The 25,936-nt window shown below is 69.7% G+C and carries 24 protein-coding genes and 1 riboswitch; of the genes, 8 read left to right on the plus strand and 16 right to left on the minus strand.

Features of this window, described 5'->3' with window-relative positions; genetic code table 11:
- Positions 1-47 precede the first annotated feature (47 nt).
- The gene (locus ABZV34_RS00650; RefSeq protein WP_356270082.1) at positions 48-371 is read left to right on the plus strand and encodes a DUF427 domain-containing protein; all 324 of its coding nucleotides are present in this window, start codon (positions 48-50) and stop codon (positions 369-371) included.
- A gap of 117 nt (positions 372-488) precedes the next feature.
- Here the strand turns inward: ABZV34_RS00650 and mnmA are convergent, their stop codons facing one another.
- Positions 489-1,616, minus strand: coding sequence for a tRNA 2-thiouridine(34) synthase MnmA (gene mnmA / locus ABZV34_RS00655; protein ID WP_356270084.1), 1,128 nt, complete (start codon positions 1,614-1,616; stop codon positions 489-491).
- Positions 1,617-1,703: 87 nt separating this feature from the next.
- Between mnmA and ABZV34_RS00660 the strand changes: the two genes are divergently transcribed.
- Entirely contained in the window at positions 1,704-2,537 is an 834-nt protein-coding gene (locus ABZV34_RS00660) for an N-acetylmuramoyl-L-alanine amidase (RefSeq protein ID WP_356270086.1), read from the plus strand.
- A 34-nt stretch (positions 2,538-2,571) separates the two neighbouring features.
- On the opposite strand, the gene ABZV34_RS00665 is transcribed toward ABZV34_RS00660, so the two are convergent.
- The 3 genes from ABZV34_RS00665 to ABZV34_RS00675 form a co-directional block, all read right to left on the minus strand.
- Positions 2,572-3,741 carry a cysteine desulfurase family protein gene (locus ABZV34_RS00665; RefSeq protein WP_356270088.1) on the minus strand — a complete coding sequence of 390 codons (1,170 nt, stop codon included), beginning with the start codon at positions 3,739-3,741 and terminating at the stop codon, positions 2,572-2,574.
- A 186-nt stretch (positions 3,742-3,927) separates the two neighbouring features.
- Positions 3,928-4,194 carry a DUF4190 domain-containing protein gene (locus ABZV34_RS00670; protein WP_356270090.1) on the minus strand — a complete coding sequence of 89 codons (267 nt, stop codon included), beginning with the start codon at positions 4,192-4,194 and terminating at the stop codon, positions 3,928-3,930.
- Between the two features lie 23 nt (positions 4,195-4,217).
- The gene (locus tag ABZV34_RS00675) at positions 4,218-4,385 is read right to left on the minus strand and encodes a hypothetical protein (RefSeq protein WP_356270092.1); all 168 of its coding nucleotides are present in this window, start codon (positions 4,383-4,385) and stop codon (positions 4,218-4,220) included.
- A 183-nt stretch (positions 4,386-4,568) separates the two neighbouring features.
- Here ABZV34_RS00675 and ABZV34_RS00680 point away from each other — a divergent pair, with 183 nt between their 5' ends.
- On the plus strand, positions 4,569-5,195 hold the full coding sequence (locus ABZV34_RS00680; protein WP_356270094.1) for a TetR family transcriptional regulator: 627 nt from the start codon (positions 4,569-4,571) through the stop codon (positions 5,193-5,195).
- Positions 5,196-5,385: 190 nt separating this feature from the next.
- Here the strand turns inward: ABZV34_RS00680 and ABZV34_RS00685 are convergent, their stop codons facing one another.
- On the minus strand, positions 5,386-6,246 hold the full coding sequence (locus tag ABZV34_RS00685; RefSeq protein ID WP_356270096.1) for a thioesterase family protein: 861 nt from the start codon (positions 6,244-6,246) through the stop codon (positions 5,386-5,388).
- Positions 6,247-6,461: 215 nt separating this feature from the next.
- Here ABZV34_RS00685 and ABZV34_RS00690 point away from each other — a divergent pair, with 215 nt between their 5' ends.
- Entirely contained in the window at positions 6,462-7,691 is a 1,230-nt protein-coding gene (locus ABZV34_RS00690; RefSeq protein ID WP_356270098.1) for an alpha/beta hydrolase-fold protein, read from the plus strand.
- Here the strand turns inward: ABZV34_RS00690 and ABZV34_RS00695 are convergent.
- The 10 genes from ABZV34_RS00695 to ABZV34_RS00740 all read right to left on the minus strand — a co-directional run bounded on the left by ABZV34_RS00695 (position 7,591) and on the right by ABZV34_RS00740 (position 19,947).
- A complete protein-coding gene (locus ABZV34_RS00695; protein WP_266701486.1) occupies positions 7,591-8,256 on the minus strand; it encodes a trimeric intracellular cation channel family protein in 666 nt (221 codons plus the stop codon). The two genes, ABZV34_RS00690 and ABZV34_RS00695, sit on opposite strands and share 101 nt — an antisense overlap.
- 66 nt (positions 8,257-8,322) lie before the next feature.
- Entirely contained in the window at positions 8,323-9,714 is a 1,392-nt protein-coding gene (locus ABZV34_RS00700) for a M1 family metallopeptidase (RefSeq protein ID WP_356270099.1), read from the minus strand.
- Between the two features lie 276 nt (positions 9,715-9,990).
- Positions 9,991-11,373: a dipeptide ABC transporter ATP-binding protein gene (locus ABZV34_RS00705; protein ID WP_356270101.1), complete on the minus strand. Its 1,383-nt coding sequence runs from the start codon at positions 11,371-11,373 to the stop codon at positions 9,991-9,993.
- A 23-nt stretch (positions 11,374-11,396) separates the two neighbouring features.
- Positions 11,397-12,485 carry an ABC transporter ATP-binding protein gene (locus ABZV34_RS00710; protein ID WP_356270103.1) on the minus strand — a complete coding sequence of 363 codons (1,089 nt, stop codon included), beginning with the start codon at positions 12,483-12,485 and terminating at the stop codon, positions 11,397-11,399.
- Positions 12,482-13,495: an ABC transporter permease gene (locus tag ABZV34_RS00715; protein WP_356270105.1), complete on the minus strand. Its 1,014-nt coding sequence runs from the start codon at positions 13,493-13,495 to the stop codon at positions 12,482-12,484. Before ABZV34_RS00715 ends, ABZV34_RS00710 begins: the two co-directional genes overlap by 4 nt.
- A gap of 99 nt (positions 13,496-13,594) precedes the next feature.
- On the minus strand, positions 13,595-15,358 hold the full coding sequence (locus ABZV34_RS00720; RefSeq protein WP_356270107.1) for an ABC transporter substrate-binding protein: 1,764 nt from the start codon (positions 15,356-15,358) through the stop codon (positions 13,595-13,597).
- A 57-nt stretch (positions 15,359-15,415) separates the two neighbouring features.
- On the minus strand, positions 15,416-16,414 hold the full coding sequence (locus tag ABZV34_RS00725) for an ABC transporter permease (protein ID WP_356270683.1): 999 nt from the start codon (positions 16,412-16,414) through the stop codon (positions 15,416-15,418).
- 907 nt (positions 16,415-17,321) lie between these two features.
- Positions 17,322-18,122 (minus strand): enhanced serine sensitivity protein SseB C-terminal domain-containing protein, encoded by an 801-nt coding sequence (locus tag ABZV34_RS00730; protein WP_356270109.1) that lies wholly within the window; start codon positions 18,120-18,122, stop codon positions 17,322-17,324.
- A 170-nt stretch (positions 18,123-18,292) separates the two neighbouring features.
- Positions 18,293-19,075 carry an enhanced serine sensitivity protein SseB gene (locus ABZV34_RS00735; RefSeq protein WP_356270111.1) on the minus strand — a complete coding sequence of 261 codons (783 nt, stop codon included), beginning with the start codon at positions 19,073-19,075 and terminating at the stop codon, positions 18,293-18,295.
- Between the two features lie 197 nt (positions 19,076-19,272).
- Positions 19,273-19,947 carry an AAA family ATPase gene (locus tag ABZV34_RS00740; protein ID WP_356270685.1) on the minus strand — a complete coding sequence of 225 codons (675 nt, stop codon included), beginning with the start codon at positions 19,945-19,947 and terminating at the stop codon, positions 19,273-19,275.
- Between the two features lie 168 nt (positions 19,948-20,115).
- Positions 20,116-20,237, plus strand: a riboswitch (glycine riboswitch).
- A gap of 146 nt (positions 20,238-20,383) precedes the next feature.
- Between ABZV34_RS00740 and gcvT the strand changes: the two genes are divergently transcribed.
- The 4 genes from gcvT (at position 20,384) to ABZV34_RS00760 (ending at position 24,751) form a co-directional block, all read left to right on the plus strand.
- Positions 20,384-21,502, plus strand: coding sequence for a glycine cleavage system aminomethyltransferase GcvT (gene gcvT / locus ABZV34_RS00745; protein WP_356270113.1), 1,119 nt, complete (start codon positions 20,384-20,386; stop codon positions 21,500-21,502).
- Between the two features lie 129 nt (positions 21,503-21,631).
- Complete coding sequence (gene gcvH / locus ABZV34_RS00750; RefSeq protein WP_266701478.1) at positions 21,632-22,009, plus strand: glycine cleavage system protein GcvH; 378 nt, start codon at positions 21,632-21,634, stop codon at positions 22,007-22,009.
- An 11-nt stretch (positions 22,010-22,020) separates the two neighbouring features.
- Entirely contained in the window at positions 22,021-23,283 is a 1,263-nt protein-coding gene (glyA, locus tag ABZV34_RS00755; protein ID WP_356270114.1) for a serine hydroxymethyltransferase, read from the plus strand.
- A 100-nt stretch (positions 23,284-23,383) separates the two neighbouring features.
- A complete protein-coding gene (locus ABZV34_RS00760) occupies positions 23,384-24,751 on the plus strand; it encodes an L-serine ammonia-lyase (protein ID WP_356270116.1) in 1,368 nt (455 codons plus the stop codon).
- 131 nt (positions 24,752-24,882) lie between these two features.
- Here the strand turns inward: ABZV34_RS00760 and ABZV34_RS00765 are convergent, their stop codons facing one another.
- The gene (locus ABZV34_RS00765; protein WP_356270118.1) at positions 24,883-25,872 is read right to left on the minus strand and encodes a polyprenyl synthetase family protein; all 990 of its coding nucleotides are present in this window, start codon (positions 25,870-25,872) and stop codon (positions 24,883-24,885) included.
- Positions 25,873-25,936 lie beyond the last annotated feature (64 nt).

Genomic DNA, 25,936 nt, shown 5'->3' on the forward strand with positions numbered 1-25,936 from the left:
ATCACGGTACGCGGGAAGAACCCGGGCCCCGCCGGTGCTTTCCCGTTATGACCCAAGGACACACGATCACCATCGAGCAGGGCACCCAGCGCGTACGCGTCGTGCACGGCGGCCAGGTCCTGGCGGAGAGCGACCGGCCGCTGCTGCTGCGCGAGACGGGCTGTCCGGTGCGCTACTACATCCCCCCGCAGGACGTCCGCCTGGACCTGCTGACGGCCTCCGGCACCCACACGCACTGCCCCTTCAAGGGCGACGCGTCCTACTGGTCCCTGCCGGACGCCCCCGACCTCGTCTGGTTCTACCCCGAGCCGAAGCCGGACGTCGCGCAGATCAAGGACCACCTGTGCTTCTACGAGGTGGAGGTCCTGTAGTCCCTGTCCGCCGGCCCGTGCCGGTGCTCGCCCCCGCGAGGCCGCGCGGGCCGTCGTGGACACCGCGGCCCTCGCGCCGCTCCCGGAGAAGCTCTCCAGGAGCGGCGGCGGGACCGGCTAGACGGACGCCGTCGCCCGCGTGGTCGTCGCGATCGTCGCCGAGCCCACCACGCGCGTGCCGTCGTACAGGACGATCGCCTGGCCGGGGGCGACCCCGCGGACCGGCTCGGTGAACGCGACCTCCAGGCCGCCGTCGACGAGTTCGGCGGTGACCGTCGTCTCGCCGCCGTGGGCGCGGAGCTGGGCGGTGTACGTGCCGGGGCCGGCCGGGGCGGCGCCGCACCAGCGGGGCTTGACCGCCGTCAGCGCGGCGACGTCCAGGGACGCCGCCGGGCCGACCGTCACCCTGTTGTCCACCGGCGAGATGTCCAGGACGTAGCGCGGCTTGCCGTCGGCGGCCGGGGTGCCGATGCGCAGGCCCTTGCGCTGGCCGATGGTGAAGCCGAACGCGCCCTCGTGGGAGCCGACGACCGCGCCGGACTCGTCCACGATGTCGCCCTCGGCCCTGCCCAGACGGTTCGCGAGGAAGCCCCGGGTGTCGCCGTCCGCGATGAAGCAGATGTCGTGCGAGTCGGGCTTCTTGGCGACCGCGAGGCCGCGCCGCTCCGCCTCGGCACGGATCTCGTCCTTCGTGGTGAGGGTGTCGCCGAGCGGGAACAGCGCGTGCGCGAGCTGGCGGTCGTCGAGGACACCGAGGACGTACGACTGGTCCTTGGCCATGTCGGAGGCGCGGTGCAGCTCGCGGGTGCCGTCCTCGCTCACGAGCACCTTCGCGTAGTGGCCCGTGCACACCGCGTCGAAGCCGAGCGCGAGCGCCTTGTCGAGCAGGGCGGCGAACTTGATCTTCTCGTTGCAGCGCAGGCACGGGTTCGGGGTGCGCCCCGCCTCGTACTCGGCGACGAAGTCGTCGACGACGTCCTCGCGGAACCGCTCGGCGAGGTCCCACACGTAGAACGGGATGCCGATGACGTCGGCGGCGCGGCGGGCGTCCCGGGAGTCCTCGATGGTGCAACAGCCGCGCGCGCCGGTGCGGAACGACTGGGGGTTGGCGGAGAGCGCGAGGTGCACGCCCGTCACGTCGTGTCCCGCCTCGGCCGCGCGGGCGGCGGCGACGGCGGAGTCCACGCCGCCGGACATGGCGGCGAGGACGCGGAGGGGGCGGGGGCGCGGCGAGGTCTCAGTCATAGCCCCTCCAGAGTACGGGGCGCCGGGAACGGATTCCCGCGCGTATGCGTTGAGGATCGCGACGAGGAGCGATAGGGGACCAACACGATGAGCGGAGCCGCCCAGGAGGCGCCGGAGACACGGGAGTCGCCGGACGGGGAGCCGCCGGACCGGCCGACGCCGGGCTCCGTCCCGCCCGGCCGGAAGGCGCCCGGCCGGGACACCGGGACGCCGGGGCCGAAGAAGCCCGCGGGCGGGGACGCCGACCGGCGGGTCGGGCGGCGGACGCTGCTCATCGGCGGTCTGACGGCCGCCGCGGGTACGGCGGTGCTCGCGCGGGGTGAGCTGCGGCACCTGTGGTGGCGCACGCCGGGTGTGGAGAAGCCCCGCGAGGAGGGCGTGGTCGACTTCCGGGGCGCCCTGTGGGTGGCGGCGTCGAGCGCGAACTGGCGGCGGGCGGACCGGCCCGACGACTACACCGTGGACCGGGTGGTCATCCATGTCACCCAGGGCAGTTACCGCAGCGCGGTCAAGGCCTTCCAGGACCCGGGCCACGGCGCGGCCGCGCACTACATCGTCCGCAGGGACGGCCGCGTCACCCAGATGATCCGCGAGCTGGACGTGGCGTTCCACGCGGGCAACCGCGGGTACAACGAGCGGAGTGTCGGCATCGAGCACGAGGGCTTCGTCGAGCACGCCTCGTCGTTCACCGACGCCATGTACCGGGAGTCGGCGCGGCTGACGGCCGTGATCTGCGCCCGCTACGGCATCCCCGTCGACCGCGAGCACATCATCGGGCACGTGGAGGTGCCGGGCACCGACCACACCGACCCCGGGCGCTACTGGGACTGGGACCGGTATCTGCCGCTGGTGCGCCGGGCGCTCACCGCGGCGCCGCCGGCCGGAGCCTCCGCCGGGCCGACGCGCACCGCCGGGGCGTAACCGCCGGCGTGCTGCCGTCGGCGCGCGGTGGCGGTCAGGTCAGGCCCGCCGTCCGCGCCCGTTCCACGGCCGGACCGATGGCCTTCGCGACCGCCTCGACGTCCGCGGCCGTGGAGGTGTGGCCGAGGGAGAAGCGCAGGGTGCCGCGGGCCAGGTCCGGATCGGTGCCGGTGGCCAGCAGGACGTGGCTGGGCTGGGCGACGCCCGCCGTGCACGCGGAGCCCGTGGAGCACTCGATGCCCTGCGCGTCCAGGAGCAGCAGCAGGGAGTCGCCCTCGCAGCCCGGGAACGTGAAGTGCGCGTTGGCGGGCAGCCGGCCCGCGGGGTCGGGGTCGCCGCCGAGGAGGGCGTCGGGCACGGCGGCCCGTACGGCGTCGACCAGGTCGTCGCGGAGCGCGCCGATCTCCCGGGCGAACCACGCGCGCCGCTCGGTGGCGAGCCGGCCGGCGACGGCGAAGGACGCGACGGCGGGCACGTCCAGGGTGCCGGAGCGCACATGGCGTTCCTGACCGCCTCCGTGCAGGACCGGTACGGGGGTGTACTCGCGGCCGAGCAGCAGCGCGCCGATGCCGTACGGGCCGCCGATCTTGTGGGCCGAGACGGTCATCGCGGCGAGGCCGGAGGCCGCGAAGTCGACGGGGAGCTGTCCGAAGGCCTGGACGGCGTCGGCGTGCAGCGGGACGCCGAACTCGGCGGCGACGTCGGCCAGTTCACGGACCGGCAGTACGGTGCCGATCTCGTTGTTGGCCCACATCACGGTGGCGAGGGCGACGTCGTCGGGGTTGCGGGCGATGGCCTCGCGCAGGGTGTCCGGGTGGACGCGGCCGTAGGGGTCGACGGGCAGGTACTCGACCGTCGCGCCCTCGTGTTCGCCGAGCCAGTCGACGGCGTCGAGGACGGCGTGGTGCTCCACGGGGCTCGCGAGCACCCGGGTGCGGGCCGGGTCGGCGTCGCGGCGGGCCCAGTACAGACCCTTCACGGCGAGGTTGTCGGCCTCGGTGCCACCGGAGGTGAGGACCACCTCGCTGGGGCGGGCGCCGAGGTCCTCCGCGAGGCTCTCGCGGGCCTCCTCGACGGTACGGCGGGCCCTGCGGCCGGCGGCGTGGAGGGAGGAGGCGTTGCCCGTGACGCTCAGCCGGGCGGTCAGTGCCTCTACCGCCTCCGGGAGCATCGGGGTGGTCGCGGCGTGGTCGAGGTAAGCCATGGTGGCCCTGATTCTACGGGCCGCCGCCCCCCTGCTTTCGGCCCCCGTCGGCCGGGACCGTCCCGCTGTCCTCGTCCGGCCCTTCTCCGACCCTTGTCCGGCCCTTGTCCGGCCCTTGTCCGGCCCTTGTCCGATCCTCGTCCGGTGCGCGATCGGGGGTTGTCAGGTGGTCCAGGACATCGCGGGTCAGAAGTTCCAGGACATCGTGCTGTCGAAGTGCATGAACGCCACCAGCACCACGAGGTCGGCGATGCCCAGGCCGAGGCCGAGGAAGGCGCGGCCGCGACGGGCGGTGCCACGCCAGAGGGCGACGGAGGCGAGGACGATGGCGATCGGGCCCAGGAAGATGTTCAGCACCAGCAGCCCGAGCAGCCCGAGGATGAAGGAGGCGACGGCCATGCCGTCGGCGTCCCGGGTGCCGGTGCGGTGGGTGGGCGTGGCGGTGAGTTCCATGGGGTGAGTCAGCTCCCTGCGGCTCAGTGGGCGGAGGTGTGGCGTCGGCGGCCGGCGCGCTCGCGGACCGCGAAGACGGTCAGCCAGATACCGATGACGGCGGCGGCGACGAGGGAGACGGGCAGCGGGGCATGGGCCACCGAGCCCATGACGACACCCATCAGCAGGAGGGCGGCGACGAGGAACAGCATGTGAGTGCCTCTCGTGAGTCTCTGGGTCCGGCCCCCGTGGTCGGCGCCTCAGCGGTGAGGCGCCGATCGTTTCGGGGACCTGACGATTCAGTGAACGGTTGTAGTAACACTTGTTCACTGACTCTAGAGTCTAGCGCGTCGCCCGGCTTTTCAATTACAGAGAACAGTTGTTAACTGCATGGTATGAGTCACACTCTCGGCATCCGGCAGGCGCAGAAGCAGAAGACGCGACAGGCGCTCCTGGACTCGGCGTTGGAACTGCTGGAGGAGCAGAGTCTGAGCAGCCTGGGACTGCGCGAGGTCACCCGCGCCGTGGGCGTGGCCCCGACCGCCTTCTACCGGCACTTCCGCTCGACGGCGGACCTCGGTGTGGCGCTGGTCGAGGAGGCCCTGGGCAGCCTGCACCCGATGATCGGGGACACGGTGTCCGCGGCCGGAGACAGCGGCGAACGCATCGAGCGCGCGGTCGATCTGATCGCCCACCATGTCGAGACCCACCCCGCACACGTCCGCTTCATCGCCCGCGAGCGACACGGCGGCGTCCAGCCGGTACGGCAGGCGATCAGTGACCAACTGGCCCGGTTCGCCCAGGAGGTGCGGGTCGAGCTGGCCAAACACCCCGAGTCGGAGGGGTGGAGCGACGACGATCTGCTGATGCTCGCGGGCCTGTACGTCGACCAGATGCTGATGACGGCCTCGCTCTACCTGGAGGCACTGGAGGCGTCCGAGGAGGAACGGGAGCGGGTGGCCCGGGTGGCAGGTCGCCAGATGCGGCTGATCGCCATCGGCCGCCGCAACTGGCTGGGGTGAGAAAGCCGCCCCGGCAACGGGCCCGGTCGACGCGCCCGTTCACCGAACGCGTCACCCCGGGCACCCACCCCCGGGCGGACCGTGGATCCCGGGACACAGGATCGCGCCGGCCCGGGAACGCCGTTCGACTCGGCACCCCCGACCCCGGGCGGACGGCGGCCCCGGGCCGGACCGGCAGTCGGTTAGCCGACTAACCGAGCCTGACCCGGGCGAGCTGTCGGGACTGCGCGACCAGCCGGTCCGCGCTGTCCCACACCTCGGCGTCCTCCTCCAGGAAGCCGCCGGCCAGGTTGCGGGTGGTGATGGAGACCCGCAGCGGGCCGGGCGCGGGACGGCAGCGCACGTGCACCGTGAGCTCGACCGTCGGCACCCAGCCCGACAGTCCGATCTCGAAGGCGGTCGGCGGCAGCGCGTCGACCGCGAGGAGCAGCGAGATCGGGTCGGCGTCGCGGCCGTCGGCGAGCCCGAACCAGGCCCTCATCTCGCCCTTGCCGGACGGCGCCCCGAGGGCCCAGCCCAGCGTCGAGGGGTCGAGCTTGAGCATCAGCCGCTCGGTGATGGCGGAGCTGCCGTCGATGGGGGCCGGTCCGTCCTCGGGCCCGAAGCAGTGCTCCATCGGCGGGATCGCGAGCGGCGTGGCCGTGGTGCGGACGTCGTCGGGCAGGGCGCCCAGGTCGCCGTACGAGGCGAGCACGCGGATCCGTTCGACCTCGCGGCCCTCGTCGTCGTACTGGAAGAGCGAGGCCTGGCCGGTGGACAGGGTGCGGCCGGTGCGGACGACGTCCGTGCGGACGACCGCGGGTCCCGGCTGGGAGGCGGTGAGGTAGTGCGCCGAGATGGTGAACGGGTCGTCGTGCGGCAGGGCGTCCGCGAGTGCGCGGCCCAGGACGGCCAGCAGATATCCGCCGTTGACCGCGCTGATGATCGTCCATCCCGGGGACAGGTCGACGTCGTAGACGCCGGGTGCACGCCGGGTGACCGCGGTGTCGCGGTCGAACTCGCTGTCGCCGATCGTGGCTCGCACGGCCTGGGCCGAAGCTGCTTCTGACATGCCTGAACGGTACAACAGGTCATTACTAAGCGGTAGCTTTTGCTGTTTCGCACCCCTCACACGCCGAAGCCCAAGGTGAGATTTCGGCAATTTCTTGGTAAGTGTCCGCCACTCGTCCGTGACCAACGGCTTCAGAACCCCCTCTTCAGGGACATAGAACCCGATGCAGCCGCCGAGCCTGATCCAGCCCGTCACAGGAAGAGCCGCAACAGACCGTGAGCCTCACCGGAACGCCGTTCCTCCTCACCGCGATCGCCCTGGTCGTGGTCGCCCTCGTCCTCCCTCTCGTCCTGTGGTCGCGCGTCCCCGGCCCCGCGGCCCTGCGCAGCACGGCCCGGATGCTGATGCTGCTGTTCGCCCAGGGCACGGCGATCACCCTCGTCTTCGTGCTCGTGAACAACGCCAACAGCCTCTACGACAACTGGTCCGACCTCGTCGGCACGGGCAACCACGTACAGGCGGCCGCCGACCTGGGCGCGGACGGCACCGGCGGTGTCCCGGTACGGGACCTGCCCAGGATCCACCAGACGTTCACCGAGGCGGACGGCCCCGCCATGCACCAGGCCGGCGGGGTGCGCGTCACCCAGCTGCACGGCCAGGTCTCGGGCGTGAACGCGGAGGTCTACGTCTGGCTGCCGCCGCAGTACAACGAGCCCGCCTACCGCAACCGGAAGTTCCCCGTGGTCGAACTGCTGCCCGGCTATCCGGGCTCGGCCAAGGCGTGGTTCGGTTCCCTGAAGGTGCACGAACAACTGCTGCCGCTGATGCGTGACGGACAGGTCGCGCCGTTCATCCTGGTGGCACCGCGTACGACACTGCTGGCCAAGGTGGACACCGGCTGCGCGAACGTCCCCGGCAAGGTGAACGCCGACACCTGGCTCAGTATCGACGTGCCGAAGATGGTGACGGACAACTTCCGCGCCAAGGCCGCGCCGGACGGCTGGGGCGTCGCCGGCTACTCGGCGGGGGCGCACTGCGCGACCAAGCTCGCCGTCGCCCACCCCGACCGTTACCGGGCCGCGGTCAGCATGTCCGGCTACAACGACCCGATCGGCGAACGCAACTCACTGCCCGCGCGCAACCTCGACCTGCGCCGCCACAACAACCCCTTCCTGCTGCTGCGCGCCGACCGCGTCCCGCCCCGCGTCGCGCTCTACTACTCCGGCGAGGTGCACGACGGCTACGAGGCGGGCACCGCGCTCCAGCAGATCGCGAAACCGCCGACGACCGTGCAGGTGGTACTGCTGCCGCGGAGCGCCGGCGGTCACAACATGGCCCTGTGGCGACCGCAGGTGACCGAGGTGTTCCGCTGGCTGACCCTGCAGATCGGCCCCGGCGCGCGGGCTAAGGAGTCTCCGCCTCGGTCGCTGTCGAGCGCCGGTTCCAGGCGCGCGGCGCTCGCCAGTGGAAGCGCATCGCGAGAAGCCGCAGCACGAAGGCCGTGACGACGGCGAGCCCGCTGGTGAACGGGGTCAGCGCGTCGTAGCGGATGCACAGGGCGACCATGGTGGCGCCGACGATGGCCGGGACCGCGTAGAGATCGCGGTCCCAGCGCAGCAGCGAGGGCACCTCGTTGGCGAGCACGTCGCGCAGCACACCGCCGCCGACGGCGGTGGCGAGCCCGAGGGCCGCCGACGCGGTCAGACCGAGACCGTACTCGTACGCCTTCGTGGTGCCCGCGACGCAGAACAGACCGAGTCCGGCCGCGTCGAAGACGTTCACCGCGACCTGGATGCGCTCCACCTCGGGGTGCAGGAAGAAGACCAGGAGCGCCGCGAGCAACGGCGTGAGGAAGTAGCCGAGATCGGTGAACGCGGCCGGCGGCACGGCCCCGATGACCACGTCACGCAACAGCCCCCCGCCCAGCGCGGTGACCTCGGCGAGGACGGCGATGCCGAAGACGTCGAAGTTCTTGCGTACGGCCAGCAGGGCACCCGAGATCGCGAAGACGAAGATCCCGATCAGGTCGAGCGTGTGCTGGACGGAGGGACTGAAAAGTTGCTGAAGCACCCCTACATTCTCACCCGCCGCAGAGACTGCACCTTACAAAAGAAGGCCTAGAGGGCAAACGAGGGCCTAGAGGGAAGGTTTTCCCGGGCTGTAGAGCCAGGTCTGGAAGAGATCGTCGAGCTGCTGCCCCGAGACCTTCTCCGCGAGCCGGATGAAGTCGGCCGTGTTCGCGTTCCCGTAGCGGTGCAGCTTGGTCCAGGCGGGCAGCAGCTTGAAGAACGCGGTGTCGCCGATGCGCTCGCGCAGCATCTGGAGCGTCATCGCGCCGCGCTGGTAGACCGCCGAGACGAACATGGTGTCCCGCTGCGGATCGGCCACCACCGTCTGCCAGAAGGACGAGTCCGCGGGCCGTGTGCCGTACCCGGCGAGGAACGAGTCGTGCGCCGAGCGGACGCCCTGGTGTTCGGACCACAGCCACTGGGCGTAGGTCGCGAAGCCCTCGTTGAGCCAGATGTCCTTCCAGCGCTCCACCGAGACCGAGTCGCCGAACCACTGGTGCGCCAGCTCGTGCACGATGGTCGACTCGGAGCGCACGGCGGAGTACGCGGGCTTGGACTGCACCTCCAGCGAGAACCCCGCCTCCGGCATGTCGTCGACGATCGCGCCGGTCTCCTCGAAGGGATACGGACCGAAGATCTGCGACCAGTAGTCGGTGGCCGCGGCCGTCACGGCGTACACGTCGACGCTGTTGCTGTTGGCGAGCACCGGGTCGATGGCGACGTAGATCGGCGTGCCGCCCGGGGTCCGCCCCGACTTCACGTCGAACTTGCCGATGGTCGCGGTGGCCAGGTACGTCGCCATGGGCCGGTTCTCGCGCCAGTGTGTGACGGTGCTGGCGCCCTGGTCGCGCGTCGAGACCAGGCGGCCGTTGGAGACACCGGTGAGGCCCTTCGGAGCCTTGATACGGATGTCGTACGTGGCCTTGTCGGACGGGTGGTCGCTCGACGGGAACCAGGTGGAGGCGGCGTTCGGCTCACAGGCGACGAAGACCCCGTCCGCGGTCTTCATCCATCCGTAGTCGGAACCGAAGACGATGGGGCCGTTGAGGGCTTCGGGGACACCGCCGTAGGTGACGGTCACCGTGAAGGTCCTGCCCTTCGACAGCGTGCCGCGCGGGGTGATGCGGATCTCGTCGCCCGTACGCGTGAAGCCCGCCCGTCTGCCGTTCACCTCGACCTTCGTGACCTCGAGTTTCTGGAGGTCCAGGTCGAACGAGGAGAGGTTCTGGGTGGCGCGGGCCGTGAGCGTCGTACGCCCGTCGAGGCGGTCGGTGTCCGGGTTGTACGCCACGTCGAGGTCGTAGTGGCGGGCGTCGAAGCCACCGTTGCCGAGCTGGGGGAAGTAGGGGTCGCCGATGCCGTCGGCGCCCGGTTTCGGGGCGGAGGAGGCGGCGATGACGAGGAAGGAGGCCGCCGCGGTAGCGAGGGCCCCTAAACGTGCCGAACGGGAGAGTGCCATGAGCGTCCCTTTCGTACGTGTTCTGATCGCTCCTGATCAGATGGACACGCGAGACTCTGCACTCTCCCGTTCGGGCATGTTCATGACTTTGCCTAATCGTCACGGCCTACTTGTCGGTTGACTCCTGACGACCGGCTTCCGGTTCGGCGGGGGCCTCGTGACCTCCCGGCCTCGCGCCCTCCCGTTCTGGCCAAAACCCATGCCCCGGTAGCCAGCCATCTGGCTACCGGGGCATGATCGACGGCCAAGCCGCGCCGTCTTCGGTACTGCGCCCGACTACTTCGGGGTGTCGGTACCCGGTTCCTTCGGGGTGTCGGTTCCCGATTCCTTCGAGGCGGCCGGCTCATCGGCGGCGACCGCTTCGGAGGGCTCCTCGGAGTCCACCGCGGTGGACTCCTCGGCAGCGGCCACCGGGGACTCCTCGGCAGCGGTCTGCGTGGTCTCCTCCGCCGGAATCTCCTCCGCCGGGGTCTCGGCGATGTGCAGTTCCGCGGCCACCGCCGCGGACGTCTCCGCCGACTCCGCCAGGACCTCGTCGGCCACGAACTCTGCCGCCCGCTTCGCCACGGACAGCAACACCGTGTCCTGCGGTGCCTGGTCCTCGAAGTTCTCCGGGTGGTGGCAGGCGACCTGCTGGCCGGGCTTCAGCTCGAGGAGCGGCGGCTCGGTCGTCTTGCAGATCTCCGTCGCCTTCCAGCACCGCGTGTGGAAGCGGCAGCCGCTCGGCGGCGCGATCGGCGAGGGCACGTCGCCCGTGAGCAGGATCCGCTCGCTCTTCACGTTCCGGCGCTTCGGGTCCGGGATCGGCACCGCGGACATCAGGGCCTTGGTGTACGGGTGCATCGGCGCCGAGTAGAGCGAGTCGCGGTCGGCGAGCTCGACGATCTTGCCGAGGTACATCACCGCGATCCGGTCCGAGACGTGCCGGACGACCGACAGGTCGTGCGCGATGATCACGTACGTGAGGCCGAGCTCCTGCTGCAGGTCGTCGAGGAGGTTGACGACCTGCGCCTGGATGGACACGTCCAGCGCGGACACCGGCTCGTCCGCGACGACCAGCTTCGGGTTCAGCGCGAGCGCGCGGGCGATGCCGATGCGCTGGCGCTGGCCGCCGGAGAACTCGTGCGGGTAGCGGTTGTAGTGCTCGGGGTTGAGGCCGACGACCGACAGCAGCCGCTGGACCTCCTTCCTGACACCGCCCTCGGGGGTCACGCCCTGCAGCTTGAACGGGGCACTGATGATCGTGCCGACCGTGTGGCGGGGGTTGAGTGACGAGTACGGGTCCTGGAAGATCATCTGGACGTCACGGCGCATCGGACGCATGCCGCCGGTGCTGAGGTGCGTGATGTCCTTGCCCTGGAACTCGACCTTGCCACCGGTCGGTTCGAGCAGCCGGGTGATCAGCCGGCCCATCGTCGACTTGCCGCAGCCGGACTCGCCCACGACGCCCAGGGTCTCCCCCGCGCGCACCTCGAAGTCGATGCCGTCGACGGCCCGCACCGCGCCGACCTGCCGCGACAGCAGGCCCTTGCGGATGGGGAAGTGCTTCTGCAGCCCGGTCACCTTGAGCAGCGTCTCGCCCTTGGCCGCGCCCTTGGTGAGGGTCGCCGCCGGGGACTTCGCCGTTTCCGCGCCGTCGCTCTGTGCAGGGATGGTCACTGCTTTGTCCTCTGCGTTCTCACTCACAGCTTGGGCGCAATCTCTTCGATCCAGATCTTCTCGCGCTGCTCCTGCGACATGTGGCAGGCGGCCCAGTGATCGCTGCCCACCTCTGCCAGCTCGGGGCGGACCGTGCGGGTGAGGTTGTCCTTGGGCACGTCCGCGTACGGGCAGCGCGGGTTGAAGGCACAGCCGGACGGGATGTTGATCAGCGAGGGCGGGGAGCCCTTGACCGGGATGAGGCGCTCGGTCTGGGCACGGTCCAGGCGCGGCATCGAGCCGAGCAGACCCCAGGTGTAGGGGTGCCGGGGCTCGTAGAACACCTTCTCGGCCGAACCGCGCTCGATGCAGCGGCCGCCGTACATGACCAGGATGTCGTCCGCCATCTCGGCGACGACGCCCAGGTCATGGGTGATCATGATGACCGCGGAGCCGAACTCCTTCTGCAGATCCCGGATCAGGTCGAGGATCTGGGCCTGGACGGTCACGTCCAGGGCCGTGGTCGGCTCGTCCGCGATGAGCAGCTCGGGGTTGTTGACCAGCGCCATCGCGATCATCGCGCGCTGGCGCATACCGCCGGAGAACTCGTGCGAGTAGCTGTCGATCCGCTTGCCCGGCTCCGGGATGCCCACCCGGTCGAGCATCTCGATGGCACGGGCCCGCGCCACCTTCTTGCTGACCTTGTTGTGGGTGCGGTAGGCCTCGATGATCTGCGCGCCGACCGTGTAGTACGGGTGCATCGCGGACAGCGGATCCTGGAAGATCATCGCCATCTTCTGGCCGCGCAGCCGGCGTACGTGGTCGGGGTCGGCGCCGATGAGTTCCTCGCCGTCCAGCCACACCTCGCCCGAGATCTTCGCCTTGGCGGTGCGGTGGAGCCCCATGATGCCGAGCGAGGTGACCGACTTGCCGGAGCCGGACTCGCCCACGATGCCGAGGGTCTGGCCGGGCTTCACATCGAAGCTGACGCCGTCCACGGACTTGACCAGGCCGTCGTCCGTGTCGAAGTGGATACGCAGGTCGCGGACCGAGAGGAAGGCCCCCTCGACGTCCGTCGGCGCGCTCTCCACGGGCTCACCGACTGCCGCTCCGGTCTTGCTGAGTTCAGTCATGCGAGCCTCACCCGGGGATCAATGGCGGCGTACACCAGGTCCACCAGCAGATTGCAGACGACGATGAAGAAGGCGGCGACCAGGGTGACGCCCATGACGATCGGCAGGTCGTTGTCCGACACGCCCTTCACGGCGTAGAAGCCGAGGCCCTGGAAGGAGAAGACGTTCTCGGTGATGACGGCGCCGCCGACGAGCAGGCCGAAGTCCATACCGAAGATCGTGACGATGGGGGTCAGCGCGGCCCGGAGACCGTGCTTGGCGATCACCTTGGACTCCCGCAGGCCCTTCGCCCGGGCGGTGCGGATGTAGTCCTCGTTCATGGTCTCCAGCATTCCGGCTCGGGTGAGCCGGGCATAGAGCGCCGAGTAGAGGAACGCGAGGCTGCACCACGGGATGAGCAGGTTCCACGCCCATTCACCGGGGTTGTCGGTGAAGTTGACGTAGTTGACGCCCGTGTCCCAGATCGGCCACTGGACGGTGAAGAGGCCCAGCGCCAGCATGCCGGTGAAGAAGATGGGGAGGGAGACGCCGGCGAGGGCGATACCCATGAAAATGCGGTCGAGGAACGAACCCCGCTTGAGGGCCGACACGACGCCGGTCGCGACACCGGTGGTCACCCAGATGACCGCCGCGCCGATGGCCAGCGAGAAGGTCACCGGAATACGGTCGGTGATCTGCGGCCAGACCTCGATGTGGGACTTGAACGAGTAGCCGAAGCACGGCGCGGAGCAGTGCGAGGCGTCGGGACCGAACTTGTAGTCCGCTCCCACGAAGATCTGCTTGATGAAGTGCCAGTACTGCTCGTAGAGCGGCTTGTCGAACCCGAGGTTCTGTTTCACCGCGGCGATGGACGCCTTGTTGGCGTCCTTGCCCACGTACTGGGCAGCCAGTTGGTCCATCGACTGCCCGGCGAGCCGGGGGACGAGGAAGAAAATCGCAAAGGTGACGGCGCTGACGATCAGCAGCAGCACCACAGCGCCAAACACGCGTCGGATGATGTACGCAGCCACAGCTGTCCGGCATCGATGCCCGCCGGCCGGGGGTCACCCGGCCGGCGGACACCGGCGCCTTCACCTGCCTTTCAGTCTCTTAGCCCAAGGGGCCCGCGATTACTTCGCGGAACCCATCAGCAGGTAGTCGTACATGCCGAGGTAGGCCTGGGTGACCGTGACGTTCGTCGCGGAGGTGGGCCGCATCAGCAGGTTCTTGCGGTAGACCAGCGGGACGACCGAGGCGTTCTCCATCACCAGCTTGTCGACCTCACCCCACGCCTTGGTACGGGCGGTGGCGTCGGTGTTGGCGATGCCCTCGTTCAGGGCCTTGTTGATCGCCGGGTCGTTCAGCTCCGAGACGTTGTTACCACCGGACGGCTTGATGGCCGAGCCGTTGATGATCTGGTCCAGGAAGCCGAAGCCGGTCGGCCAGTCAGCGCCCCACGCGGTCATGATGATGCCGAGGTTGTGCTCGTGCACGTAGCTCGGGACACCCGCGAAGTTCGAGAAGTACTTGCCGCTCGGGTACGCCTTGATGTTGACCGTGATGCCGATCTTCTTCAGCGACGCCTGGATGGCGGTCGCCATGGCCATCTCAGCCGGACGGTCCGAACGGGCCGACAGGTTGGTGGTGAAGCCGTTCGGCTTGCCACACGCCTTCAGCGAGTCCTTGGCCTTCGCCACGTCGCCCTTGTTGCCCGCGGACGGGTACAGGTCGAACTTGGTGTAGCCGTTGACGGTCGGGGGAAGCAGCGTGGTGGCGACGTCACCCTTCGGGTCACCGCCGGCCGCGGCCTGGACCGACGCCTTGTCGAGACCCCACTGGACGGCCTTGCGGCAGTCGATGTTGTCGAAGGGCTTCACGTGCAGGTTGAGACCCGCGTACCCGGTCGCACCGGCGTAGGAGCTGTCGAGCTGCGCCTTGTACTTGGCGTTCGTCAGAACCTTGGGCTGGGTCTCCGGAGCCACACCGGTACCAGCACCGTCAGCCGTGATGTTGTCCGACATCAGGTTGTTGTCGATGGTTGTCTGGTTGACCTTGAACCGGATGTTGACCTTGTCCGGCAGGGCCTTGCGAATCGGGTCCGTCGCCGGGTCCCAGTTGGTGTTGCGGACGAGAGTGGCGCTCTTGCCCTCCTCGTACGACTGGAACTTGTACGGGCCCGAGGAGACGATGTGCTGGACGTACGAGGCGCCCGTGTCCTTCGCCTGCGGCACCGGAGCCGTCTGGTTGAACGTCGCCAGGTAGTCGAAGTCCGCGAAGGCGTCCTTCAGCTTGAAGACGATCGTCGTGTCGTCCGGCGTCTCGATGGACGCGATGCCGTCCTTCGACTTGTCCTTGTAGGGACCCTTGTACTTGTCGCCACCGAGGAGGTGCGCCTTGAAGTACGTCGGACCGTTGGACAGCGCCTCGGGAGCGAAGTTGGAGCGCTCGACGGCGTACTTGACGTCCTTCGAGGTGATCGGGGTGCCGTCGTCGTACTTCAGACCCTTGCGGAGCTTGTACGTCCAGGTCTTGGCACCGTCGGTGGGCACACCGAGACCCTCGGCGAGGTCCGGGACGACCTCCAGGCCGGCCTTGCCCGCCGCGGGCTTGAAGGTGGTCAGAGAACGCGCGTAGAGGCGGGAGAAGTTCTGCACCCAGCCGTAGTACGTGTTGCCCGGGTCAAGCGAGTCCGGGACGTCGGAGATCTCGAAGTTCTCCGTGCCGCCCTTCTTGGTGCTCGCGTTGACGACGGACGTGAGCGCGGCGTCAGCCTTGGCGGAGGAGCCCCCCTTGCTGCCTCCACCGTTTCCGCTGTCGGAGCTGCTGCACGCAGACGCCCCCAGCGTCAGCGCCACTGCAGTGGCGACTGCAGCTGTCACTTTCTTGGTCTTCACCTGAGGAAAGCCCCCTCAATTGATGGTTGCGGCGGACGAACTGGGTGTTGCCGCGCGTTACTTGCTGCGGGGATCGAGTGCGTCACGCAGCCCGTCGCCCAGCAGGTTGAATGCCAGGACCGTGATGAAGATGGCCAGGCCCGGCACGATCATGAACATCGGATCGGTCTCGTAGAGGCCGGCCGCGCTGGTGAGCATGCCGCCCCAGGATGCCTGCGGCGGCGCGATGCCCACGCCGAGGAAGCTGAGGCCCGCCTCGAACAGGATGTTCGTCGGGATCAGCAGCGTCGCGTAGACCAGGATCGGCGCGACGAGGTTGGGCAGCAGCTCTCGGAAGAGGATGAACGGCCCACGGGCACCGAGGCTGCGTGCGGCCTCGACGAACTCGCGCTCGCGCAGACTCAGCGTCTGCGCACGCACGATGCGTGCCATGTACGGCCAGTTGAAGAAACCGATCACGAAGATGAGTACGGCGATCCGCAGCGGAAGTCCGGTCAGTCCGAACGCCCCGTCCTGCAGCGAGGCCGAGATCGAGATCGCGAAGAGCAGCAGCGGGAAAGCGAGGAAGGTGTCCATCGCCCGGCTGATGATCGTGTCGACCCAGCCGCCGTAGAAGCCGGACACGACGCCGAAGACGACGCCGATCACCACGGACAGCATCGTGGCACCGCCGGCGACCAGCAGGGAGACCCAGGAGCCCTCGATGATGCGGGTCAGCACGTCGCGCCCGAACTGCGGGTCGATACCCAGCGGGTGGTGCAGGCTGATGCCGCCCCAGCTGCCCCTGGGCGACAGGAGGGCCGGGTCGATGAGGTCCTGGTGGAACTCGTTGGGGTCCAGACCGAAGATCGACTCGATGGGCTTCGCCAGGACCGCCATCAGGATCAGGAGGATGACGACGATTCCGCCGGCCACCGCGACCTTGTCCCGCTTGAAACGGTTCCAGGCGATACGCCCGAGGGAACGACCTTGGATCTGGCTCTGTTTGGCCCCGGCGAGGACTGCCTCCGGCTGCGCCTCGGCAGCCGCCCCGGTGGTCTCGATCGGTGCGGTCACAGTGCCCTGACCCTTCTCGCCGGTGGTCACCGGCCTCTGCATGCCGCGGTCCACGGCTTGCCTCGCCTACGACGTGCGCAGTTGCCGCAGATGATGCGGCGCCGCTGCGCTCTTGAACTACGACTTGTCTCGCCCACAGGATCGATGACCCCATGTCTGACACGGGAGTCTTCAGCGACTCCACGATCACGTGCCAGAGCTGACGGGGAAAGTATGCGCAACCGTGATGCTCTTAGGGGGATTCCGTTATCCGAACAGTGGGTAACGGGGGTCGGACAGTGGTCAGTTGGTACGGAAGGGTCCACAAGGGACCCTTTCACCGCTTGTCGCCCCCAAAGCGGACAACCGGCCCTTTCGTCTTCTCGCGCGCAGGTCAGCGCGGTGAGGAAGGTGAAGGGGCAACCAGTATGCGCGAGGCCGCGACAAGCCGTGACCACTCACCGCCGGTTCAAACCTGGCCGCCGGCAGCCTCCCCGGGGCACCGATGGAACCCCTCGTTCCCCCAGGGACCAGCCTCTACCTCCCCGGCGACCCAGCCGACCGGACGCCCCAACTCCCCGCCGAGACCCTCCACTTCGACAGGAGTGACATGGATCACAACGACCGCGGGACGCGCCTGGTCCATGACTTCCGGCGGGCTCCACCTACCACCGCAGGCCGGACATTCCACGCGATCACGAGAAGGGTCCACGCCTCGCGAAAGCGGATTCCGAAGAGGGATTTCGACCGGCGCGAGAGCCCCGAAAGCAGAGGTCGTCCCGCGAACGCGCGAGCACGTACGCGGTGATCCCTTCGGCCGCCCTCGGGGCGGACGTGGCCACCATGACCCCTGCCGCGGGTGCGATGGGATCCGGCACGAACAGGCCCGCGCCGTGGTGACGGAATGGCCGGAGCCGTCCGGCGCGGATCAGTACAGTCCGCGCGCCGGCGGGTAGCCGTACCCGCCCGCCACCGGGGCCTGCGCCGGGGCCGCGTGGGCCTCGCGGTCGTAGAACGGGCGCGCGTTGGCGCGCAGCCACATCGCCACCGGGTCGTACTCGTCGGACATCGCGACGGTCGACACGGGCAGCCCGTCCGGCACCGCGCCGATCGACTGCTGCATCATCGCCCGTACCGAGTCGACGGCGGGCGGCGAGGTGTCGTAGACGTCGAGCCCGATGGCCAGATACGACGCCCCCAGCGCGGGCTGCACCCAGGTCCGCCGCAACGAGCGGACGGCGGGCGTGCGATGCGCGTTCTGCGTGAGCAGGGCGTAGAACTGCGGGATCTCGATGCCGGGTTCGGACAGCCGCAGCGGGCCGGCGGGCTGGCGCTCCAGGCCCGCGGTGATCCGGCGCAGATCCAGCCACGGGACGCCGAGCCCGCCGCCCGGGGAGTGCGGATTGAGCCAGAGTCCGAAGTGGTCGGGGTAGAGGGTGCGGGCCACGTCGAGGCCGTCGACGACCTCGTACGACCGGTTCCAGCCACTGGCCGAGAGCTCCTGGGCGGAGGTGACACAGGGCGCGTAACCGAAGCCGTTCACCTCCATGTTCCCGTACTGGGCGTCCGGGGAACCGCCCTGGCCGTGCCAGAGCAGCATCCACACCTGGCCGGACGACGGGGTCGCGAGCGCCCGAAGGAGCGCCTCGTAGGCGTCGTAACGCCCGGGCGTCACCTGGCGCAGCATGTGCTCGACCTGCCCGGCCGCGGCCGTGCCCGACGCACTCACCCTCAATCGCCCCTTCGCGAAGAAATCACGATGAACTCACCCATTACGCCAGCGACACCGGTGGCCGAGGTGTGTCGACACCTCGACCACACCCCGACCGAGCCATGAAACCAGCTTAAGCGGCGATCCTGACAGCGACTTGACGCACGGCCCGGGAGCTCTCCGCCGCGTCAGTAGCCCTGCTGGTAGAACGGGCGCACGTTCACGCGCATCCACTCCCCCACCGGGTCCTGCGCGACGTCGAGGAACACCATGTTCACCAGCCGGTCCACCGGCACCCGGCCGAGGGCCCGGCCGAGCGCGTCCAGCGGGAGCGTCCGGGCGTCGCCCTCCCATCCCGCCAGTTCGACCCCGATGAACATCAGGGGGTCGTCGCCCTCGACGCTGGCCAGGCAGCGACGCGCGGACAGCACCACCCCTGTCGCCGCGAACTCGGCCGAGGCCGCGGCCAGGAAGTCCACCGGGTCGTCCTGCCAGTCGGGTTCGGAGAGTTTCACCCGGCCGCCGCTCGCGGGACCGTCCAGCGGAGTACGCCCGGCACGGCACAGCTCGGCGACCGCGAGGGGCGGCAGTGGTACGCCCACCACACCTCCGGGGTTGATCGCGACGCCGACCTGCGGGGGCAGCCCGCGGGCGAACTCGACGGCGGGCGCGATCGTGAACGACAGGTGGCTGCCGACGACCTGGCGGAACTGCTCCTCGGAGCTGAACACCGGCACGTACGCCTGGCCCTCGATCTCCAGCGTGGGCAGGTCGAGGGGGCCCGCGTGCGGACCGCCGCCGTTGGGCAGCGGCACCCAGACGAAGCTGCGGCCGAGGACCTCGACGATGCGGCCGCCCGCCGAGGGCACCCCGAGGGACGCGGAGAGCACCTCCTCCAGTTCGTTGCCGGGCCACCCGCCGTGCGGGTGGGGGTGCGGGTGCGCTGGTGCCGGGAAGTCGGGGAAGTCCATCTGTCTACCGCCTGCTGTGAACCGCTGATCCGGTGTTCCGGTGTCCTGGTGTGCTGCTCTGCTGCTCTGCTGCTGCTCTGCTGTGGTGTTCCGGCTGGAAAGGTTAGTGGGCGTCTACGACCCTCTCGTACGACGATGTCCCGTTCTCCCGTGCGGGCTTCCGTCCGCCCCTCCGCCCGACCGGCTCCGCACGCCCGTCAACCGTCGAAGTCGATCCGGCGCAGCACGTCCGCCGCTTCGCGGTCGAGGAGCACCGCCGAGCCGCAGCCCTCCGGCAGTTCACCCCGCTCGACGGAGCGCACCAGCCTGCCGAGCGCGCCACGGTGACGCGCGAACGCGTACCGCGAGACGCCCCGGCCGCGTTCACGCTGGCCCTCCAGCGCCGTGCCCGGTGTGACGTCGAGGAGCAGGAGGTGGAGGGTGCCGCCCCGGCGGCGGGCCTCGCGGGCGAGCCAGCGGCGCACCCAGGCCTGGGTACCGCAGTCGTGCACGACGACGCCGGTGCCGGAACGCAGCGTGCGGCGCAGGCCCGCGTAGTGCGCGAGGCGGACGAGGGGGCGGTAGACCGCGTACGGGAGCCGGCGGGCCAGCCGGCCGTCCCAGCGGTCGCGGGTGTCCTGGGAGTCCACCCGCCGGCCCGCGACCGCGCGGCGCATCAGGGTCGACTTGCCGCTGCCCGGCAGCCCGGTGACCACCACGAGGTCCGCCGTGCCGAAGTACAGGCCGTGCGGGCTGTGTCCGGCGCGCTCCCTGAGGTCGCGCACGACGGCCGCCGGAAGCGTGCCGCACACCTCCTGGGCCGCGGTACCCGGCTGCCGCGGCAGCGCGAGGGCCGAGGTCGTGGCGTACGCCCTGGTCCTGTTCACCGTGATCGTCCTCCCCTTGGGTCTGGAGTCCCATCCCCGTCGAGTGTAAAGAGAAGGTAATGCGCGGTGCTTGCCGTTTCCGTGTTCGGACTGCCACAGCCCGGTTACAGATGCGGACTGCCGTCTTCGGACGGCGCGTGCAATGATGTGCCCGCCAACTGCATACCGGCCGCTTGAATCCGCGCGGGAGAGTTCCCAGTGACGTGCACACATCCGTGTGACGCACGTCCGGCTGGGACGCCGAAGGAGCAAGTCCCTCCCTTGAATCTCTCAGGCACCGTTACCGCGCGGGCGAGGCACATCTGAAAAGCGGGCCGCTGACCGGTGGCTCCACCCAAGGTGCAAGTCGTGACCTCCGTTCGCGGGGTCGTGATGAACCTCTCAGGTTCCGATGACAGATGGGGAGGAACGACCTCGCCGTCATGCCTTGGGAGCCCCACCGATGAGCAGTAACGCACCCCGTCGTACCGCGCTCGATGCCCTGCATCGCTCGCTGGGCGCGACGATGACCGACTTCGCGGGCTGGGACATGCCCCTGCGGTACGGCTCCGAGCGCGACGAGCACGTCGCCGTCCGCACCCGGGCCGGTCTCTTCGACCTCTCGCACATGGGCGAGATCACGGTCACCGGCCCGCAGGCCGCCGCGCTGCTGAACCACGCGCTGGTCGGCAACATCGCCTCCGTCGGCGTGGGCCGCGCCCGCTACACCATGATCTGCCGGGCCGACGGCGGCATCCTCGACGACCTGATCGTGTACCGGCTGGCCGAGACCGAGTACATGGTCGTCGCCAACGCCTCCAACGCCCAGATCGTCCTCGACGCGCTGACCGGGCGCGCCGCCGGTTTCGACGCCGGGGTCCGTGACGACCGGGACGCGTACGCGCTGCTCGCCATCCAGGGCCCGGAGTCCGCCGGGATCCTCAAGTCGCTCACCGACGCCGACCTCGACGGCCTGAAGTACTACGCGGGTCTGCCGGGCACGGTCGCGGGCGTCCCGGCGCTGATCGCGCGCACCGGCTACACGGGCGAGGACGGCTTCGAGCTCTTCGTGGCCCCGTCCGACGCCGAGAAGCTGTGGCAGGCGCTGACCGAGGCGGGTGCGCCGGCCGGGCTGGCCCCGTGCGGTCTGTCCTGCCGCGACACGCTGCGCCTGGAGGCGGGCATGCCGCTGTACGGCCACGAGCTGACCACCTCGCTCACCCCGTTCGACGCGGGGCTCGGGCGGGTCGTGAAGTTCGAGAAGGAGGGCGACTTCGTGGGCCGCGAGGCCCTGGAGGCAGCCGCCGAACGCGCCGCCGCGAACCCGCCGCGGGTGCTCGTCGGGCTCGTCGCCGAGGGCCGGCGCGTCCCGCGCGCCGGGTTCGCCGTCGTCGCGGGCGGCGCGGTCGTCGGTGAGGTCACCTCCGGCGCCCCCTCCCCGACGCTGGGCCGGCCGATCGCCATGGCCTACGTCGACGCCGCGCACGCCGCACCGGGCACCGCCGGCGTCGGCGTGGACATCCGGGGCAGTCACGAACCGTACGAGGTCGTGGCGCTGCCGTTCTACAAGCGCCAGAAGTAGGTCCGCCCGGGCGCGTCGACGTGACCTGCCTCGTCGCGCCCTGTCCCCTGTCTCACGACACCCCGGCATCCGGACACCCCGTCCGTACCCGTTCATCAGCACTCCCCCGCGTACAGGAGAATTCAGGCCATGAGCAACCCCCAGCAGCTGCGCTACAGCAAGGAGCACGAGTGGCTGTCGGTCGCCGAGGACGGCGTCTCGACGGTCGGCATCACCGAGTTCGCGGCCAACGCGCTCGGCGATGTCGTCTACGCCCAGCTTCCGGAGGTCGGTGACACGGTGACCGCGGGCGAGTCCTGCGGTGAGCTGGAGTCGACCAAGTCGGTCAGCGACCTGTACGCGCCGGTCACCGGCGAGATCGTGGAGGCCAACCAGGACGTGGTGGACGACCCGTCCCTCGTGAACTCCGCGCCCTTCGAGGGCGGCTGGCTGTTCAAGGTTCGGGTCACGGACGAGCCGGACGACCTGATGTCCGCCGACGAGTACACCGCCTTCACCGCCGGCTGAGGAGTCACCGCATGTCGCTTCTGAACACGCCCCTACACGAGCTGGACCCGGACGTCGCGGCCGCCGTCGACGCCGAGCTGCACCGCCAGCAGTCCACCCTGGAGATGATCGCCTCGGAGAACTTCGCTCCGGTCGCGGTCATGGAGGCCCAGGGCTCGGTCCTGACCAACAAGTACGCCGAGGGCTACCCGGGCCGCCGTTACTACGGTGGCTGCGAACACGTCGACGTCGTCGAGCAGATCGCCATCGACCGCGTCAAGGCGCTGTTCGGCGCCGAGCACGCGAACGTGCAGCCGCACTCGGGCGCCCAGGCCAACGCGGCCGCGATGTTCGCGCTGCTCAAGCCGGGCGACACGATCATGGGCCTGAACCTCGCGCACGGCGGGCACCTGACCCACGGCATGAAGATCAACTTCTCCGGCAAGCTCTACGACGTGGTCGCGTACCACGTGGACGAGGAGTCGGGCCGGGTCGACATGGCCGAGGTCGAGCGCCTCGCCAAGGAGTCCAGGCCGAAGCTGATCGTGGCCGGCTGGTCCGCGTACCCGCGGCAGCTGGACTTCGCCGAGTTCCGCCGTATCGCCGACGAGGTCGGCGCGTACCTGATGGTCGACATGGCGCACTTCGCCGGCCTGGTGGCGGCGGGGCTGCACCCGAACCCGGTGCCGCACGCCCACGTCGTCACCACGACCACCCACAAGACGCTGGGCGGCCCGCGCGGTGGCGTGATCCTGTCCACCGCCGAACTGGCCAAGAAGATCAACTCCGCGGTCTTCCCGGGCCAGCAGGGCGGCCCGCTCGAGCACGTGATCGCCGCGAAGGCCGTCTCCTTCAAGATCGCCGCCACCGACGACTTCAAGGAGCGCCAGCAGCGCACGCTCGACGGCGCGCGGATTCTCGCCGAGCGCCTGGTGACGGCCGACGTCACCGAGCACGGCGTCTCGGTCCTGTCGGGCGGCACGGAGGTGCACCTGGTCCTGGTCGACCTGCGCAACTCCGAGCTGGACGGACAGCAGGCCGAGGACCGGCTCCACGAGGTCGGCATCACGGTCAACCGGAACGCGATCCCGAATGACCCGCGACCCCCGATGGTGACCTCGGGCCTGCGCATCGGCACGCCCGCCCTCGCCACCCGCGGCTTCCAGGCCGAGGACTTCACCGAGGTCGCGGACATCATCGCCGAGACGCTGAAGCCGTCCTACGACGCGGACGCCCTCAAGGCCCGGGTGTCCGCTCTGGCCGACAAGCACCCGCTGTACCCCGGCCTGAAGTAGTTCGCACGGAACGTACGATTCTTCGGGGCGCCGCGCACACTGGAAGCACAGCCGTGTGCGGCGCCCACCCCCTGCACCACCCCGCTTGCGAGGAGTTCCCGTGGCCATCTCGGTCTTCGACCTGTTCTCGATCGGCATAGGCCCGTCCAGCTCCCACACGGTCGGCCCGATGCGCGCGGCCCGGATGTTCGCCCACCGGCTGCGCAACGAGGACCTGCTGCCCTCCGTGGCCTCCGTCCGGGCCGAGCTGTACGGCTCACTGGGCGCGACCGGCCATGGACACGGCACCCCGAAGGCGGTGCTGCTCGGCCTGGAGGGCGCCTCGCCGCGGACGGTGGACGTGGAGGGGGCCGACGACCACGTCGAGGAGATCAAGGCCTCGGGCCGCCTCAGCCTGCTCGGCGAGCGGGAGATCCCCTTCTCCTTCGACGACGACCTGGTCCTGCACCGGCGCAAGGCGCTGCCCTACCACGCGAACGGCATGACGATCTTCGCGTACGGCGCCTCCGGCGAACTCGTACTGGAGAAGACGTACTACTCCGTCGGCGGCGGCTTCGTGGTCGACGAGGACGCGGTGGGCGAGGATCGCATCAAGCTGGACGACACCGTCCTGAAATACCCCTTCCGCACGGGCGACGAGCTGCTGCGGCTGACCAAGGAGACCGGACTGTCGATCTCCGCGCTGATGCTGGAGAACGAGCGGGCCTGGCGCACCGAGGAGGAGATCCGTGAGGGCCTTCTCGCCATCTGGGGCGTGATGCAGGCGTGCGTCTCGCGCGGCATGTCCCGCGAGGGCATCCTGCCCGGCGGTCTGCGGGTGCGCCGCCGGGCCGCCGTCTCGGCCCGCCAGCTGCGCGCCGAGGGCGACCCGCTGGCCCACGCGATGGAGTGGATCACCCTCTACGCGATGGCGGTCAACGAGGAGAACGCGGCGGGCGGCCGGGTCGTCACCGCCCCCACCAACGGGGCCGCGGGCATCATCCCCGCGGTGCTGCACTACTACATGAACTTCGTCCCCGGCGCGGACGAGGACGGTGTGGTCCGCTTCCTGCTGGCCGCGGGCGCGATCGGCATGCTCTTCAAGGAGAACGCCTCCATCTCGGGCGCCGAGGTCGGCTGCCAGGGCGAGGTCGGCTCCGCCTGCTCGATGGCGGCGGGCGCCCTCGCCGAGGTACTGGGCGGCTCCCCCGAACAGGTCGAGAACGCCGCGGAGATCGGCATGGAACACAACCTCGGCCTCACCTGCGACCCGGTCGGCGGCCTGGTCCAGATCCCCTGCATCGAGCGCAACGGCATGGCCGCGGTCAAGGCCGTCACCGCCGCGAAGATGGCGATGCGCGGCGACGGCTCCCACAAGGTGTCCCTCGACAAGGTCATCAAGACCATGAAGGAGACCGGCGCGGACATGAGCGTCAAGTACAAGGAGACGGCGCGGGGCGGTCTTGCGGTGAACATCATCGAGTGCTAGTGCCGCGGCGGGCACCAGGGAACCGGCCCTGACCAGCGCGTTCGTTTCCCTCCGCGCTGTCGGGGCCGCCCTCTCTGGGACCGGCCAGGTCTGCTTCGGTCACGCCGTCTCCCGCACCTCTGCGGTCGGGCTCATCCGGCGGCGTCCCCCGGGCGCAGCAGCAGTCGGGACGTCTGGTCCACGAGCTGCCGGAGAACGGGCAGGTAGCTCTCGTCGCCTCCGAGGTCGCCGAGGATGCGGTGCGCCTCGTCACGGAACTTGTGGATGTCGTCCTCGTAGCGGTCGAGGACGGCGGGGGTGAGGAGCAGGCCGGTCAGGGCCGATCGTGACGGGGCGGATGTTCTCGCACCGGCGTGCAGGTCGAGGATGCGGTGCCTGAGATCGGGCGCCGCGTCTTCCAGAGCGCATGCGAAAAGATAGGTCACGGTGCCGTTCAGCAGATCTTCGTTCCGTCCGGAGGCGATGTCCTCCTGGTCATTGAACATCTGCCACAGAATTCCGAATACGGAGCCGAATTCCCGCCACAGATCAATCCGCTCGGCCTCCGCGCCCGCGAGTATCGCCGCCATCGCGGTGATCATGCCGAAGGGGGCGCCGGATTTTTCCCGGTACGCCGTGACGACCGAGTTCCGGGACGCGTTGCCCACATCCGCGCGCATGTCGCCCAGCTGCCCCTGGGCGGCGGTGATCCCGCAGTCGAGGACCTCGGCCGTCAGGGCGCCGCGTACCGGCTCCGGGATCCGCCGCGAGCCGATCGCCTTCAGCGAGAGCACGTGTCCCGTGACCACGGCTGCCAGGAGCGCTTCGTGCAGGGTGAGTCCGGCGGGCGTGTGCGCGCCGTGCCCGTCCGCCAGATCGTCGAGATAGCAGGCCGAGGACCACCACAGCACGTGCACGGCGGACAGCGGGACGGCGGGTCCGGGGCTGCCCGTCTCGGCGCCGTGCACGACCAGCGGCAGCACCGACAGAGGGTATTTCATCTTCTGGTGACGCAGGAGTTCCGTGACGACGCTCCTGACGGAATCCGCCGACGGGCCGAGCCTTTCAAGGACGGACTCTATTTCCTCCTCTATTTCCGAGGAGAATTTCTGATGGAGGTCCAGATAGGACGCGGAAGTCATGTGATATTCCGTGTTTCTGTGGTGGATTTCAGCGGGCGCGTTCCGGACGTGGGCGTCGGGTCGT

The sequence above is a fragment of the Streptomyces sp. NPDC005195 genome (assembly GCF_040608315.1).
GTDB lineage: Bacteria > Actinomycetota > Actinomycetes > Streptomycetales > Streptomycetaceae > Streptomyces > Streptomyces kaempferi.